General features: G+C 39.3%; 11 protein-coding genes and 3 pseudogenes. 11 read left to right on the top strand and 3 right to left on the bottom strand.

The genetic code is table 11. The features are described 5' to 3' along the window. Positions 1–286: 286 nt before the first annotated feature. From P20480_RS06970 to P20480_RS06985, 4 genes are all read left to right on the top strand, one after another. Positions 287–1,753 carry a DNA recombination protein RmuC gene (locus P20480_RS06970; protein ID WP_008130584.1) on the top strand — a complete coding sequence of 489 codons (1,467 nt, stop codon included), beginning with the start codon at positions 287–289 and terminating at the stop codon, positions 1,751–1,753. 125 nt (positions 1,754–1,878) lie between these two features. Then, positions 1,879–2,460 (top strand): hypothetical protein, encoded by a 582-nt coding sequence (locus P20480_RS06975; RefSeq protein ID WP_008130582.1) that lies wholly within the window; start codon positions 1,879–1,881, stop codon positions 2,458–2,460. Between the two features lie 54 nt (positions 2,461–2,514). After that, positions 2,515–2,967, top strand: a complete 453-nt coding sequence (locus P20480_RS06980; protein WP_008130580.1) for a GNAT family N-acetyltransferase — start codon at positions 2,515–2,517, stop codon at positions 2,965–2,967. A gap of 56 nt (positions 2,968–3,023) precedes the next feature. Continuing rightward, a complete protein-coding gene (locus tag P20480_RS06985; RefSeq protein WP_008130579.1) occupies positions 3,024–3,431 on the top strand; it encodes a hypothetical protein in 408 nt (135 codons plus the stop codon). On the opposite strand, the gene P20480_RS06990 is transcribed toward P20480_RS06985, so the two are convergent. Next, positions 3,428–3,832 carry a MerR family transcriptional regulator gene (locus tag P20480_RS06990; protein WP_008130578.1) on the bottom strand — a complete coding sequence of 135 codons (405 nt, stop codon included), beginning with the start codon at positions 3,830–3,832 and terminating at the stop codon, positions 3,428–3,430. The genes P20480_RS06985 and P20480_RS06990 overlap by 4 nt on opposite strands. Positions 3,833–3,924: 92 nt before the next feature. Here P20480_RS06990 and P20480_RS06995 point away from each other — a divergent pair, with 92 nt between their 5' ends. The 3 genes and pseudogenes from P20480_RS06995 (at position 3,925) to P20480_RS18285 (ending at position 9,192) form a co-directional block, all read left to right on the top strand. Next, on the top strand, positions 3,925–5,166 hold the full coding sequence (locus tag P20480_RS06995; protein WP_008130577.1) for an NADH:flavin oxidoreductase/NADH oxidase family protein: 1,242 nt from the start codon (positions 3,925–3,927) through the stop codon (positions 5,164–5,166). Between the two features lie 135 nt (positions 5,167–5,301). Further along, the gene (locus tag P20480_RS07000; RefSeq protein WP_008130576.1) at positions 5,302–8,502 is read left to right on the top strand and encodes a glycoside hydrolase family 2 TIM barrel-domain containing protein; all 3,201 of its coding nucleotides are present in this window, start codon (positions 5,302–5,304) and stop codon (positions 8,500–8,502) included. 112 nt (positions 8,503–8,614) lie between these two features. Further along, a pseudogene (locus P20480_RS18285) lies at positions 8,615–9,192 on the top strand (DJ-1/PfpI family protein). Here the strand turns inward: P20480_RS18285 and P20480_RS19835 are convergent. Then, positions 9,189–10,078, bottom strand: a pseudogene (locus P20480_RS19835) (LysR family transcriptional regulator). The pseudogenes P20480_RS18285 and P20480_RS19835 sit on opposite strands and share 4 nt — an antisense overlap. 98 nt (positions 10,079–10,176) lie before the next feature. Here P20480_RS19835 and P20480_RS18275 point away from each other — a divergent pair. The 3 genes and pseudogenes from P20480_RS18275 to P20480_RS07010 all read left to right on the top strand — a co-directional run bounded on the left by P20480_RS18275 (position 10,177) and on the right by P20480_RS07010 (position 12,210). Further along, positions 10,177–10,664 (top strand): annotated as a pseudogene (locus P20480_RS18275) (DUF2938 domain-containing protein). A 9-nt stretch (positions 10,665–10,673) separates the two neighbouring features. After that, complete coding sequence (gene tmpT, locus P20480_RS07005) at positions 10,674–11,318, top strand: thiopurine S-methyltransferase (RefSeq protein ID WP_008130569.1); 645 nt, start codon at positions 10,674–10,676, stop codon at positions 11,316–11,318. A gap of 91 nt (positions 11,319–11,409) precedes the next feature. Further along, positions 11,410–12,210 carry a DODA-type extradiol aromatic ring-opening family dioxygenase gene (locus P20480_RS07010; protein WP_008130561.1) on the top strand — a complete coding sequence of 267 codons (801 nt, stop codon included), beginning with the start codon at positions 11,410–11,412 and terminating at the stop codon, positions 12,208–12,210. Between the two features lie 75 nt (positions 12,211–12,285). On the opposite strand, the gene P20480_RS07015 is transcribed toward P20480_RS07010, so the two are convergent. Continuing rightward, the gene (locus P20480_RS07015) at positions 12,286–13,149 is read right to left on the bottom strand and encodes an MBL fold metallo-hydrolase (protein WP_008130559.1); all 864 of its coding nucleotides are present in this window, start codon (positions 13,147–13,149) and stop codon (positions 12,286–12,288) included. A gap of 104 nt (positions 13,150–13,253) precedes the next feature. Between P20480_RS07015 and P20480_RS07020 the strand changes: the two genes are divergently transcribed. After that, positions 13,254–14,141, top strand: coding sequence for a LysR family transcriptional regulator (locus tag P20480_RS07020; RefSeq protein WP_008130557.1), 888 nt, complete (start codon positions 13,254–13,256; stop codon positions 14,139–14,141). Positions 14,142–14,228 lie beyond the last annotated feature (87 nt).

The following is a 14,228-nucleotide window of genomic DNA, read 5'->3' as shown; positions in this document are numbered from 1 at the left end:
TTTAATTTTTACCGTTTAATGCTTTATTTGCCAAAGATCAGTTTTTATTAAATAATTTGATCTTTTAATGAACTTAATTTAAAACAGGGCGTCTACTATTGTGCTTGTTGATTAATTGCAGTTAATTCAAGTTTTATGTTGATTCCCCTGTTGTGTTACTTATTTAGTAATGGTTGAGCCAGTTCATTTGAACTGGCTTTTTTTATGGCTGTTATTTGTTACCCCCTACTTCTACTCAAACTTATTCGTTATGATGGCATGTCCATAAATTTTATAAGTTTATTTTATGATTACTCAAATACTCACCCAAATTGATTGGGTAAGCACAGCTGCAGGGTTTACGGCAGGTGTTGTGCTTTATAGTGTTATTGGTGTTTTGCCTCGGAGAAAATTAAAAAAAGCAATTAACGAGCAACAACAGCAACTCTCTTTATTACAAAGTCAGTTCGATAACAAAGCTGAGCAACTTAGCGCCTTACAAGATGAACATGAGTTGCTTGAGCATAGCCACCAAGAACAACGCGACGAAGCGCAGCATTTTAAAACGCGCTGCAGTGAACAAGAAAAACAAAGCATGCAATACAATCAGTTTTGGCAAAAAGCCGAAACAGAAATAACGCAGTTGCGTGCACAATATAATCAACGCGATGTAGAGCTTAACTCCATGCGAACTATGCTTGAGCAAAAGCAGCAAAGCTTTACTGAGCAGTTAGCTCAAATAGAAGAAAGTAAAAACGTACTTAAAAAAGAGTTTGAAAATTTAGCCAATAAAATCCTCGATGAAAAAACCCAAAGCTTTAAAGTGACTAACCAAGAAAGTATTGAACAACTGCTTAAACCCGTTCAAGGTGAGTTAAAAGGCTTTAGAGATAAAATGGAATCAATTCATGTTGAGGACTTAAAACAGCGTGCACAATTAAAAACTGAGCTTTTACATTTACAAGCCAAAAGCCAATCCATTACAGAGCAAGCCGATAAGCTAACTAATGCCTTACAAGGACAAAAGAAAACCCAAGGAAATTGGGGCGAACTCATGCTCGAAAATGTACTCGATAGTGCCGGCTTACGTGCCGGTACCGATTACAAACGCGAAGTGTCGTTTAATACCGAGGACGGTCGTTTGCGCCCAGATGTTGTAGTGTATTTACCACAAGAGCGTCATTTAGTTATAGATGCAAAAACATCCCTTAATGCCTACACCCGTTATGTAAATGCTGAAAATGAACTTGATGCTAATCAAGCTATTAAAGAGCATGTAAATGCAGTTACGGCTCGAATAAACGAACTAGCCAGTAAATCATATGATCGCCTCCCGGGGTTAAATTCACCAGAGGTTGTCATTATGTTCGTACCTATAGAGTCTGCCTTTGTAGAGGCGCTTAAATATCAAAGTGATATTTATCAACAAGCGATAGAAAAAAACATTTTGGTCGCTACCCCCACTACGCTGTTAACCAGTTTAAATATTGTTAAACAGCTGTGGCGTTTTGAAGAGCAAACTAAATATTCAAAGGAACTGGCAAATCGTGCAGAGCGCTTCTACAACAAATTAAATGGCTTTTTACTCAGCATGGAAGGTGTTGGTAAACAATTAGACCGAGCAAAAGAAAGTTACGACAAGGCCTTTTCTCAGCTTTACCGAGGTAAGGGAAACTTAATTAAACAAGCCGCCGAATTTAAAGAGCTTGGTGTATCTGTTCAAAAAGAGTTGCCCAACGAGAGCGTAGAGCGAGCACAGTTAGAGTTAGATTAGTCCTTTTAGCTTTATAAAAGCGCTTATAAATTGTAAGCGCTATTGCTCACACTTTTTTTTATGTCAATACACCTAATTATTTGGTTTGAACACACATACAAAAATCAATAAAAGGAACAACGCGAATGAACGCTAAAATTATTATTTTTGCCTTAAGCCTATTAAGCTTTTTTGCCCAAGCTTCAAATGAAAAAGCGTATCAGCCAACAGAAGCTGATTATAGTGAAGGGGAAAAGTGGGTATGGAAATATAAAGGGGTAACACCTAGCAATGAAATACGTGCACAAGGCACCGATACTAAACAAATAGTCAGCGAAAATGGCGCACTTAGTATGTTAACGGCTAAGGGATCTACGTTACTAAAGGTATTAACAAAACCAAATAACAGAAAAACCTCGCGTTATTATTGGCCGTTATATGTAGGCAAAACATGGGTGTTTGAAGAGCACTGGGAAAGCGAAGATGGCACCAAAGGCTCAACAATTCAAAACGCTAAAGTTGTCTCTTTTAAAGATGAAAAAGTAGAAGCTGGCACATATAAAGCCTACACCATTGGGTACACTGGTAAAATTACTAATTCGAGAGGCTATTCAGCCGACACACAAGACATACACTTGTATGCACCAACACTAAAAACATTCATTAAGTTAACTCAGCGTCAAAAAGGGTATTTATACGTTGAAGAGCTAATTGAATATACCAATTAATAATTCATTTATTCCAATTGCTGCAGTATCTAAAAATAAATAAGTGAAATTAAAATGATCACTCAACTAAAAAATGCAGTTCCTTCTGTTGCCGAGCAAATTTATAACGTTTTTCAATGTGCTTATAAAACAGAGGCGCTTTTAATAAAGGCTGAACATTTTCCTCCTCTTAGCAGAACGCAGCATGCCATTGTGCGCAGCAACGCGCTATTTTATGGTTTTTATTATGAGAGTACGCTTGCGGGGGTCATAGAAATTACAGTAAAAAATAAGTGCTTAAGTATCGAAAGCTTAACAGTGCACCCTCGCTACTTTAAAAAAGGAATCGCAGGTAAGTTAATTGCTCATGCGCTTACTTTGCATACGTATAATAAAGCTATAGTAGAAACGGCTGTAGCAAATACGCCAGCAATAAATTTATATAAAAAACATGGCTTTTCTGAATATAAACAATGGTTGCCCGCACATGGTATTTTAAAAACAGCAATGCAGCTTGAAGTTCACTAACAAAATATGTGATTAAGTTTTCCGCTTTAATTAATAAGCCTGATAGGAAGAAAAAAATGACAAAAAATAAACTAATTAAATTTGGTTTTATTATGGCTGCGGCCATGAATATAGGTGGTGTTTTACTGTTCTCGCGGTTTTTTACAAATTCCATAATAAACGAACTAGACCCTGTTGTTATGTCTAATTTTGGCTTGTTAATGATTGTTATATGGGGCTTAGCATATTTGGCTAGTGCTTTTATTACCTCCAATATAAAGTGGTTAGCTGGCGCATTTGTAATTGAAAAACTGGTTTATGTTGTTGCTTGGTTATTATGGTTAGCAAACAATAACCTTGATGACGTTTACGATAAAGATGTATTCGCGGGGATTTTTTACAGTATTTACGGTATCAACGATTTTGTGTTTATGGTGTTTTTTGCTTGGGTATTCTTAGCACACATCAAAGCGCCTAACCGTTAAAACTGAACCTCATCCAATAAGTCACTCATTTGTTGTTGTGTTAAACATTGTCCATTTGACCAGCTTGCATTTAATTGCGTGACTAAATCACCGATACGCTGCGACTTTTTTTGCAGCTGAGCAATCAGCGCATTCGCTTCGTTTTGCTTTTGCTGCAAACGCTCAATAATAACAGTGTGATCCAGGTCATTTTCTGGCGTTTTTAATGTTGGTATCTCCTCTAACGAAAACCCTAAACTTTGTGCAAACTTAATCATTTTTATTTGCTCAATGCTTGAATGGTCGTATTGCCTATAACCATTACTGTTGCGGCTGCCTTTTGGTAATAAACCTTTGCCTTCGTAATAACGAATTGTACTGGGGGCAACGCCAACAAGTTTTGCAAGCTCACTTATTTTCATAGTGGTCCTAAATTAGTTATAAATACTGCCTTGACCTTAAAGCTGACTTTAAAGTTATAGTGGCATTAATGTCAATTTAAACGGTTACTAACATGCCAAAAAATCAACAACAGAGCGTATTTACATCGGTTACTTTACCTAGCGGTTTAGTATTAAAAAATAGGCTAGTAAAAGCGGCCATGGAAGAAAATCTAGCAGAAGCCGATCTCACACCCTCTCAAGTACTTAAAAATTGTTATAACGCATGGGCTGAGGGTGGGGTTGGTTTAATTATTACCGGCAATGTAATGGTTGATCACTTAGCTATGACTGGCCCCGGTGGCCTTGCGCTTGAGCATAATACCGATGTAACGCCTTTTGCGGAGCTTGCGCGTTTAGGGCAGCAAAACGACAGTAAAATTGTGATGCAAATTAATCACCCAGGTCGTCAAGTGTTTAAAAAAATGGGGGGAAAGGTTCTTTCAGCCTCCAATGTGGCATTAAGCATGGGAAAACACTCTCATTTATTTGGCCAGCCAAAAGCAATGACACACAATGAAATTGATGATGTGATTGAGCGATTCACAAATACGGCATTACAAGCACAAAAGGCAGGGTTCGATGGCGTGCAAATACATGCGGCTCATGGTTACTTATTAGCACAGTTTTTATCGCCTTTAACCAACAAGCGTGACGATAAATACGGTGGTAGCCTTGAAAATCGAGCGCGTTTACTCACAGAAATAACGCAAAAGATTAAGGCTAGTTGCGCAAATAACTTTTCGGTATCGGTTAAGCTAAATTCGGCTGATTTTCAGCGCGGTGGATTTGAACCTAGCGACGCCCAAGCAGTAATTAACCTATTAAGTGACTTAAATATAGATTTTGTTGAGCTCTCGGGCGGTAGTTACGAAGCACCCGCCATGCAAGGTAAAACGGCCGATGAGCGTACACTCGCTCGCGAAGCGTACTTTTTAGAATTTGCCAAAACAATTAGTGAACAATCCAGTATTCCTATTATGACCACGGGTGGTATCAGTCGTCTATCAGTAGCTAATAATGTTATTGATTCTGGCGTAGCTTTGGCCGGTATTGCAACAGCACTTGCGTATAAACCTGATTTAGTCAGTATTTGGCAAAATCAACCCGAGTTTATTCCCGCAGCGCCAAACGTTCAGATTAAAGATAAAACCATAGCAGGCCTTGCCACCATGGCATTAGTAAAAAGGCAAATTCGCCGTATGGGACAAGGCAAAGCTGCGAAAGAAAATGCATCAGCAGTATTTACTTTAATTTACGACCAAATTAGATCTCTTAAATTAACAAAGCGCTATAAAAAACATTATATTGAATAGTCTGAAACTTAGTTGATTAGAAATAGTCCCCATAGCCGCCGTTGTAGTCTCTATTAATTAGGTTTCTTAATTGTTAAAAATACGCTAAAGTTTAATTAGCATATTTATATGATAAAAAAATTAAAGGAGAACAGGATGCGGCTTAAAGGTTATCTAAAAAAGCTTCTATGCTTTGGGGGACTTTATTTATTAATAACTAGCTTGCCAAGCATTGCAATAGAACAGCAAGTTGCTCAGGCTTGGCAGGATCCAAGTATATTTAGAGTAAATAAACTCCCACCCCGCGCGTTCTATTATCCTACAGCAAATGAGCAAAACGCATTTACACTAGAGCCTTGGCAGTTAGATAGTTATAAATTACTAAATGGGCAGTGGAAGTTTAACTGGGTTGACTCGCCTAGTAGAAAACCAAATGGATTTGAAAAAGTAACCTTCAATGACGCAAGCTGGGATGAAATAGCCGTCCCTGCCAATTGGGAGCTAAATGGTTACGGTTCTCCTTTTTATCACTCTCACTACTGTTTAATACCTAATACTGAGCAAATTGAGCTGCCGCGTTACTATAATCCGGTTGGCTCATACCGAAAAATAATTAACATCGACGAAAGCTGGAATAACAAACAAATCCTTATTCATTTTGGGGCGGTAAAGTCTGCGTTCTATATTTATGTAAATGGTCAGCAAGTTGGTTATTCAGAAGATTCTAAAACTGCCGCCGAATTTGATATTACGCCATACGTTTCGAAAGGCGAAAATACTTTAGCATTACAAGTTTACCGCTATTCAACAGGGTCTTACTTTGAATGCCAAGACATGTGGCGTATGAGTGGTATTGAGCGCGATGTATATTTATATGCAGCGCCAAAAGTGCGTATAAGTGATTTTGAAGCTAATACCACTTTGATTGACAATTACACAAACGGTGAACTAACGCTAACCACAACAGTACAAAACCACACTAAGCAAACCCAAACTAACTTTGACTTACTCGTTTCACTTTTAGACGCAAACGATAAGGTAATGAGTACTAAAACATTGTCAGTTCCTAAAATAAAAAAACAACAAAGTACGCAAGTAAAAACAGTGTTTAAAGTAAATGATGTACTGCCTTGGAGTGCTGAAATTCCTAACCTTTATAAATTAAAAATAGGCTTACGTAATAGTAATGATAAGGTTGTTGAGTGGATTGGAAAATCAATAGGCTTTAGAAGCAGTGAATTAAAAAATGGTAATATTTTAGTTAACGGCAAACCAGTTTTATTTAAAGGTGTAAATAGACACGAGCACGACCCAGAAACAGGGCACGTCGTTTCTAAAGAGTCTATGGAAAAAGACGTTGCATTAATGAAGGCCTTTAATATTAATGCAATACGAATGGCTCATTACCCGCAAGATCCGTATATTTATCACCTTGCAGACAAATATGGCTTATACGTTATGGACGAAGCTAATATTGAGTCACATGGAATGGGAGCCGCAAACCAAGGTAAGTACAACCCCTCGGCACACTTGGTAAATAAGCTTAGTTGGCAAAATGCATATATAGATCGCATTTCAAACATGTATCACCGTTCTAAAAATAATCCATCGGTTGTAATGCGCTCACTGGGTAATGAATCGGGCGATGGTATTAATTTAGAGGCGTCGTACGATTGGCTAAAGCGTCAAGCCCCAGGGTTTCCAGTTGTATCTGAACAAGCACAGTTAAGGCGCCACACCGACGTATACGGTCAAATGTATGCGCCAATCCAATCGGCTATTCGCTATGCTAAAACAATGCATGATGTATCAAGACCCATGATTTTAATTGAATACGAACACGCAATGGGTAATTCGTTAGGTAACCTTGAAGAATATTGGCAGGCCTTTGAAAAATACTCACAGCTACAAGGCGGTTTTATTTGGGACTGGGTCGATCAAACTTTTGCCATGAAAAACAGTAAAGGTGAGCTTTTTTGGGCATATGGTGGTGACTTAGAGCCTCCATTTGCAGTAAGCGCAAAAAGTTTTGCTGCAAATGGGTTAGTTTACGCCGACAGAACGCCCTACCCTTATTTGTGGGAGGTTAAACAAGTACAGCAAAACATCGACTTTGAGTTAACGAGCAAAACACCTTACGAAATAAATGTAATTAACAAACAGTTTTTTGCCGACCTGTCTGACTTTACTTTGTCATGGCAGTTAATGGCCAACGGTGTTGAAGTAGAGCAAGGTGCTAACCTTGGTATTAATGCCAAACCACAAACATCTCAGCGTGTTAGTTTGCCAATTAAAACAAAACTAAAAGCAGGAATTGAATATTTTTTAAATGTACAAGCCGTTCTCAAAAACGCTAAAAATACATTGCCAACGGGTCATGTGGTTGCGTCAGAGCAACTAGCATTAACAGGCTTTGCACTGACTAATAATACAAAATCAGCCTCGTTAAAAGTAAAGGATTCTGAAAATTCTTTAGCTTTTTCTACTAAAAACGCTCAATTTACGTTTAACAAAAAAACAGGCTTATTAAATGAAATTAATGTCTTTAGAAAGCCATTACTAGCCAATAGTGTAGACCAACCTGTGCAGCCTAACTTTTGGCGTGCGCCTACCGATAATGATTTACCGCAAAAGGGATATGGTGACTCGTTTGCTGTGTGGCAACACGCGGGATCAAATACAACACTGACTAGTTTTAGTAGTAAAAAAGTATCCTCAACACAATACAAAGTCGAAACAGAGCACACATTAAATAACGTTGAAAGTCGGTACTTCACAACATACACAATAAATGGCAATGGCGTAGTTGATGTAGATGTTTACTTTTATGCTGCACCTCATAATTCGTACTCAGCCTTACCCAGATTAGGTATGCAGTTTGTTGTGAACGAGAACTTTAAAAACGTACAGTGGTATGGCCGAGGGCCTCACGAAAACTACGACGATCGTAAGTCATCGGCTTTTGTTGGCTTATATCAATCTGACGTTGACTCTTTACGTGTACCGTATGTTCGCCCGCAAGAAAACGGTCACAAAACGGATGTACGGTACGTTACGTTTTATGATGATAAAGGAATTGGTGTTAAGTTCTCTGGCGATCCCTTAATTGGCTTTAATGCATCTTTCTACGATATGCACGACTACGATAAGAGTACTGAACAAGTTAATAGGCGCAATATGCACCCATCAGATTTAACCAAAGCCCCGTACATTTTTGTAAATATAGATTACAAGCAGCGTGGTGTGGGTGGAACGGATTCGTGGGGTAGTAAACCTTTGTACGAATATGAGCTCCCATGGTTAGACTACAAATACAGCTATAAAATTGAAGCTGTTAAGTTAAACGCTAAAAAATAGCTATACATAAAGCTTTAAATGACTACCCTAAGCCCGCTTTTTCCCCTTAAATAGTGGGCTTTTTTTATGTAAAACATGCTAATTTAAACGTTTGAAATAGAAGGAACGCTAAATGAACATAGGTATTTATATATATGATGATGCTGAAGTACTCGACTTTTCAGGCCCATTTGAAGTATTTAGTACTGCTTAACGTTTAGCTAAAAACCAGTGGAATATATTTTTAGTCGCGCAACATAATCAGCCTGTCAATGCGCGAGGGGTTTTAGTGTAAACCCCCATTACAGTTTTGCCGATCATCCGGTTATTGATTTGCTTATTGTGGTTGGTGGTGTTCATACTGGTGAGCTAAGTAAGTCGCAAGTAATTAGCTGGGTAAAAAAAGCGGCTGATTCTGCAAATCACGTTGCTTCGGTGTGTACATGGGCTTTTTTATTAGCCAAAGCGGGTTAGCTCGATGGCTTAACGGTGACTACGCATCGGGAAGATCAAGCCGATCTTGCTGCTATGTTCCCAAGCCTAAACGTAGTTGCAAATAAGCGTTGGGTGTCACAAGGTAAATTTACTACCTCTGGTGGTATTTCTGCGGGAGTTGATATGAGTTTGGCATTAGTTGCGCAGTTAATAAGCCCATCACACGCTGAGCATACAGCAAAGCAAATGGAATACCGATGGCATAAAAATGGTTAACTCCCTGGTAACTGTTGCTGAATAAAATTATGTATGTAATCACGTAAACAAACCGCTTTTTTACTAAGTAAACGACCGCTTGGCCAAATAGCAAAGATTTCGCGATTATGGCTTTGCCAGTTTGGTAATGCCCTTACAAACTCTCCTGTTGCCAACTCGTTTATAATTTCAAATCTAGGTAATAAGCCTACTCCTTGATGATCAGCCACTTGGTATTTAACAAAGCCAGTATCGTTATAAATACTGCTAAATCGACACATGTGTGTATAGCTTGCGCGTGAAGTAATGTGAGTGAGTGGCCATTTATTTCTTAGTGTCGTGCCAATTAAGCGGTGTTGTTTAAGGTCGCTTGGTTCTGTGAGCACTGGTGCATTGGTTAAATAAATTGGGGTAGCCACCAAAATCGAATCTGCTTGTCCGAGTTTTTTTGTTGCAAAAGTGAATCCGCTTGTGGGCCGATTCTTAATGCTAAGTCGGCTTGGCTTTTAATTATGTCTTCAAGTTGATTGCTTAAAACAAGTTCCAATTGGATATCAGGATACTCTTTAGTAAACGACAACCACATTGACTTTAAAAAGCCATGGCAAATATTAAGCGGCGCAAGCACTTTAAGTTTGCCGCTTAATTGCTCTTTTTGTTGATTGAGGTGATGACTGGTTTGTTCAAACTGCTCAACTAAACTTGCGTAGCTTTGGTAATAAACCTCTCCCTGTTGGGTTAGTGTAAATTGGCGCGCAGAGCGGTGCAGCAGCTTTTGGCCCAGTCGAGACTCTAGGCGTTGTAATCGCCTTGTAACGGTTGCCGCAGGGAGCGATAAATACTCGCCTGCTTGAGACAGGCCCCCTTGTTGAACTATGTGCACAAACAACACTATATCGTCTAACATGATTCCACTTTTGCAATTTAAGTTTGATTAAATCTTTGTATTTAACGTTTTTGCAAGTGTATATCATAGTGCTTAAGTTTTCAGCAAAGGGTGACATTATGTTTTCAACAATTGATTGGTTGGCGGTCATAATTATTGGTATAGGTGCTACGGCATTACTTGATGTGTGGGCGCTACTACTTAGTAAGTTTGGTATTAACTCTTTAAACTTTTGTATAGTGGGTCGCTGGCTATGTTTAATGCGCTATGGCAAGTGGAAACACCTTGCTATTAGTAAAACCGCTGCACAACCTAATGAATGCGCAATTGGTTGGTTTAGTCATTACTTCATAGGGGTTATTTTTGCATTGGTATTTATACTATTGTTGCCAAATCATTGGTTAACAGCGCCAAGCTTAATGCCTGCTCTATTTTTTGGCGTGCTAACGGTTGTTATACCTTTTTTTTGATGCAACCAGCTCTCGGGCTAGGTATTGCTGCGGCTAAAACATCAAAGCCAATCACAGCTAGAATTAAAAGCATTTTATCGCACGCAGTGTTTGGTGTGGGTTTATACCTAAGCGCATTAGCGCTGTCACTCTTTTGAGAGGTTATTATGCAAGCAGAATATTGGTTAAAGCGCTGGCAAAATAATGATGTTGGCTTTCATGGCGATAATGTAAACCCGAGTTTAGATCGTTATTTTACTAATTTAAATTTACCGCTAGATAGTCGTGTGTTTGTACCTTTGTGTGGCAAAACAGTTGATATACACTACTTGCTCAATAAGGGCATGCAAGTTGTGGGTGTAGAACTTAGTGAGCTTGCTGTTCAACAACTGTTTGATGAATTAGCACTTACGCCAAAAATAACGACACATGGTCTACTTACTGCGTATCAGGCTCTGGGGATCTGTATTTGGGTCGGTGATGTGTTTGCTTTAACGGTTGAGCATTTAGGTCATGTTGATGCAATATATGATCGCGGTGCCTTAGTCGCGCTACCCTACACTATTCGCAGTCAATATGCCCAACACTTGATTAGCCTAAGTGATGCTGCACCGCAATTATTGATCACCTGTATTTACGACCAATCTCAACGTAGTGGCACGCCATACAGTGTGCCTGCGGCAGAGGTACAGAGTATTTATGCAAAGCAGTACAGCTTAAAAATGCTCAGCTGCGAAAAATTAAACCAAGGTATTAAAGGTGTTACCCCTGCCAGTATTGTGGTTTGGTTGATGACTGCTAGAGCTTCTTAGAATTTGCACTTTAGCTGTGCATTTTTGTGGCTAGTTAATTGTGATTTGAGCATGCATTATAATAACCACATCGAACAATTAAGGGTTAAGTATGCCGCAACCAGCAAATGTTTTCTTTTTATCTCATGGCGGCGGTCCATTACCGCTGCTAGGAGAGCCAAGCCATAAAGATATGGTGGAATGTTTACAAACCGTTGCTGCTAAAATCAAAAAGCCTAGCGCTATTTTAATGATCAGCGCACATTGGGAAGCAACCCCTATTGCAATCACAGCCTCAGCAACACCTAAATTAATTTACGATTACTACGGTTTTCCTGAGCAGGCGTATCAATTAACTTACCCTTGTGCTGGCCAGCCGCAACTTGCTAATTTAGTACAGCAAGCGCTCGCAACACGTAATATTGACTCAAAACTCGATTCTCAGCGTGGTTTTGATCACGGGATGTTCGTGCCGTTAAAAATTATGTACCCAGAGGCCGACATTCCCTGTGTGCAAATATCCTTGCATCCAAGTCTTGATCCGCTGTTGCATGTTGAAATTGGTAAAGCGCTGCAAAGTATTGATTATGATAACTTATTAATTATAGGTTCAGGCTTTACCTTCCATAATATGCGCGCTTTTGGTGTTACCCAATCAAGCGATGTTAATCAGCAAAACCTGGCATTTGAAAATTGGCTGGTAAGCACAGTCGCAGATCAAACATTAACCGAGCATCAGCGTGAACAGCAATTATTAGCATGGCAGCAAGCTCCAGCTGCACGCTTTAATCACCCCAGAGAAGAGCACTTGTTACCACTACATGTATGCTATGGCGCTGCTATGTGTGCAAGCACTGAGGTATTTGAATTAAATATTGCTAATAAGCGAGCCAGTATGTATTTGTGGCAATAATAAAAAACACGCCAGACTTTACTAGGCGTGTTTTTTGGTACTACTGTATTTATTAAAGTGGTTAAGCGTAAGCAATTACCATTTCATTTCGCCTTTATGAACTTTAGCACCAATGCTAAGAGCCATAGGTAATACAGCCTCTGGGTATGAGTTGGTCATTTTATCTATCAGCAGCTTACTGTTATCACTATTTTGCTTAGTGTGTGCAAAATCCTTTAAATACTGGATTGAAAAATCGATATTTGCAGCATCTAATTGAGTGCCTGCTTTCATATGCCCAGGGATCACCACGTCAGGTTTAAGTGCTTTCATTTCATTAAGTTGTTTTGCCCATGCATTTTGCTCTGCTTGAGTTTGTGCATCGGCCATCCATAAATGAACATTAGCGTATACAGCCACATTTCCTAAAATAGCTTTGTTATCAGGTATCCATAAATAAGGACGATGATTATGCTCACCCTCTGTGCCACGAATTTCTATGCTGTGGCCTTCTATTTTTAAGCTATTACCATTAAATACCTCAGGAACAACGGGGTTTTTTGGGGCGTTTCCCCCCATTTTTGGCGTCCAGAAAGCAAGTTTACCTTTAAGCTTTGCTGCTATTTTTTGGTGCACTGCCGGTGTGGTTATAATCTTTGCGTCAGGAAAAAACTGCTGTAACACTTCAGCGCCAAAGTAGTAATCAGGATCGGCTTGGCTAATAAAAATAGTTTTTAGTTGTTTACCAGAGTCAATTACTTTGGCGGCAATGCGCAGTGCATCTGCTTTGGTAAATCCGGTATCAATTAAAATTGCATCGGTATGGCCATAAACCAGCGTGGCATTAACATGAAAGCTATTGCTGTCAGCGTTATACACATCAAGGGTTAGTGGGGTTTCGTCTGCAATAGCGATATTGCTGGCTAATAGTGTGCTTAGTAAAAGAGTGCGTAGGTTCATAGTATTCTCATCATTGGTTGCTAATGCGAGCATAATAAAGGTTTGATATGTTCAGAAAAACAACCAATAATTAGCATCATTGTTTCATAAATCGTGCAAATACTATGGATAAACTCACCGCAGCGCAGGTTTTTGTGGATGTTGCCTACTCAGGCAGTTTTACTGCCACTGCCGATCGGCTTGAAATGTCACGCCCTATGGTTACTCGTCATATTGAGTCGGCAGAGGCCTGGTTAAATACGCGCTTATTGCATCGCACTACCCGTAAAGTAACGCTTACCACCGCCGGCGAGGCCTGTTTACCCGAAATAGAGCAATGGTTAGCACAGGCTAACCGTTTAGTTGAACAAACTAAAAGCCAGCAACAGTTGTCAGGTAAAATACGAGTAGCGACCAGTATGTCGTTAGGTTTTGCACAATTAGCCCCTATATTTACACGTTTTATGAAACGTCACCCTAACGTGCAAATAGACATAGATCTTGAAGACTCAACCACAGATCTAATAGAGCAACGTGTTGATTTAGCAATACGTATTGCAGCCAATCCTGATCCTTCGTTAATAGGTAAACCTATTGCCGAGTGTGAATCTATATTAGTGGCCTCAGCCAGCTACCTTGCTGATTATCCGCCAATAACGACACCACAACAGTTAAGTGCTCATCAGTGTTTAGGCTATAAAAACTTTGACCGATATATTTGGCATTTACACAACGGGGATGAGTTTCAATCAGTTGATGTTAAATGCAATTTAAGTGCAAACGAGGCCACCACATTACTTCATGCAGCCATAGCCGGTGGTGGTATTTCAGTACAGCCTACGTATTTGGCAAATCAATATATACTTGATGGTCGCTTGCAGCGTGTATTAGCGCCATGGACATCAAACCTAATGAAAATATATGTGCTTTACCCTTCTCGTCAGCATTTATCGGCAACAGTAAGAGCACTAATCGACACGCTCAGTGATGAATTTAAAAATCCAGCATGGTAATAAATTATAAAAGTTTGGGTTTAAACCATAGCTTTGTGCGTTAAGCATGCTGATATTCTGTAGGTTATTTTGTTACAGTAAATGTCA

Origin of the sequence: Pseudoalteromonas sp. BSi20480, from assembly GCF_000241365.1 — a bacterium.
Taxonomy (GTDB): domain Bacteria; phylum Pseudomonadota; class Gammaproteobacteria; order Enterobacterales; family Alteromonadaceae; genus Pseudoalteromonas; species Pseudoalteromonas marina.
The sequence above is the reverse complement of the archived record's forward strand: the minus strand, read 5'-3'. Positions and strand labels throughout refer to the sequence as shown.

What these genes read in the sequence shown, in the direction of transcription:
- P20480_RS06995 (WP_008130577.1), top strand. Translation starts at nt 3,925, where the DNA reads ATGCCAAAAAATCAACAACAGAGCGTATTTACATCGGTTACTTTACCT.
- P20480_RS06990 (WP_008130578.1), bottom strand. Translation starts at nt 3,832, where the DNA reads ATGAAAATAAGTGAGCTTGCAAAACTTGTTGGCGTTGCCCCCAGTACA.
- P20480_RS06970 (WP_008130584.1), top strand. Translation starts at nt 287, where the DNA reads ATGATTACTCAAATACTCACCCAAATTGATTGGGTAAGCACAGCTGCA.
- P20480_RS06975 (WP_008130582.1), top strand. Translation starts at nt 1,879, where the DNA reads ATGAACGCTAAAATTATTATTTTTGCCTTAAGCCTATTAAGCTTTTTT.
- P20480_RS07020 (WP_008130557.1), top strand. Translation starts at nt 13,254, where the DNA reads ATGGATAAACTCACCGCAGCGCAGGTTTTTGTGGATGTTGCCTACTCA.
- P20480_RS06985 (WP_008130579.1), top strand. Translation starts at nt 3,024, where the DNA reads ATGACAAAAAATAAACTAATTAAATTTGGTTTTATTATGGCTGCGGCC.
- P20480_RS07015 (WP_008130559.1), bottom strand. Translation starts at nt 13,149, where the DNA reads ATGAACCTACGCACTCTTTTACTAAGCACACTATTAGCCAGCAATATC.
- P20480_RS07000 (WP_008130576.1), top strand. Translation starts at nt 5,302, where the DNA reads ATGCGGCTTAAAGGTTATCTAAAAAAGCTTCTATGCTTTGGGGGACTT.
- P20480_RS07010 (WP_008130561.1), top strand. Translation starts at nt 11,410, where the DNA reads ATGCCGCAACCAGCAAATGTTTTCTTTTTATCTCATGGCGGCGGTCCA.
- tmpT (WP_008130569.1), top strand. Translation starts at nt 10,674, where the DNA reads ATGCAAGCAGAATATTGGTTAAAGCGCTGGCAAAATAATGATGTTGGC.
- P20480_RS06980 (WP_008130580.1), top strand. Translation starts at nt 2,515, where the DNA reads ATGATCACTCAACTAAAAAATGCAGTTCCTTCTGTTGCCGAGCAAATT.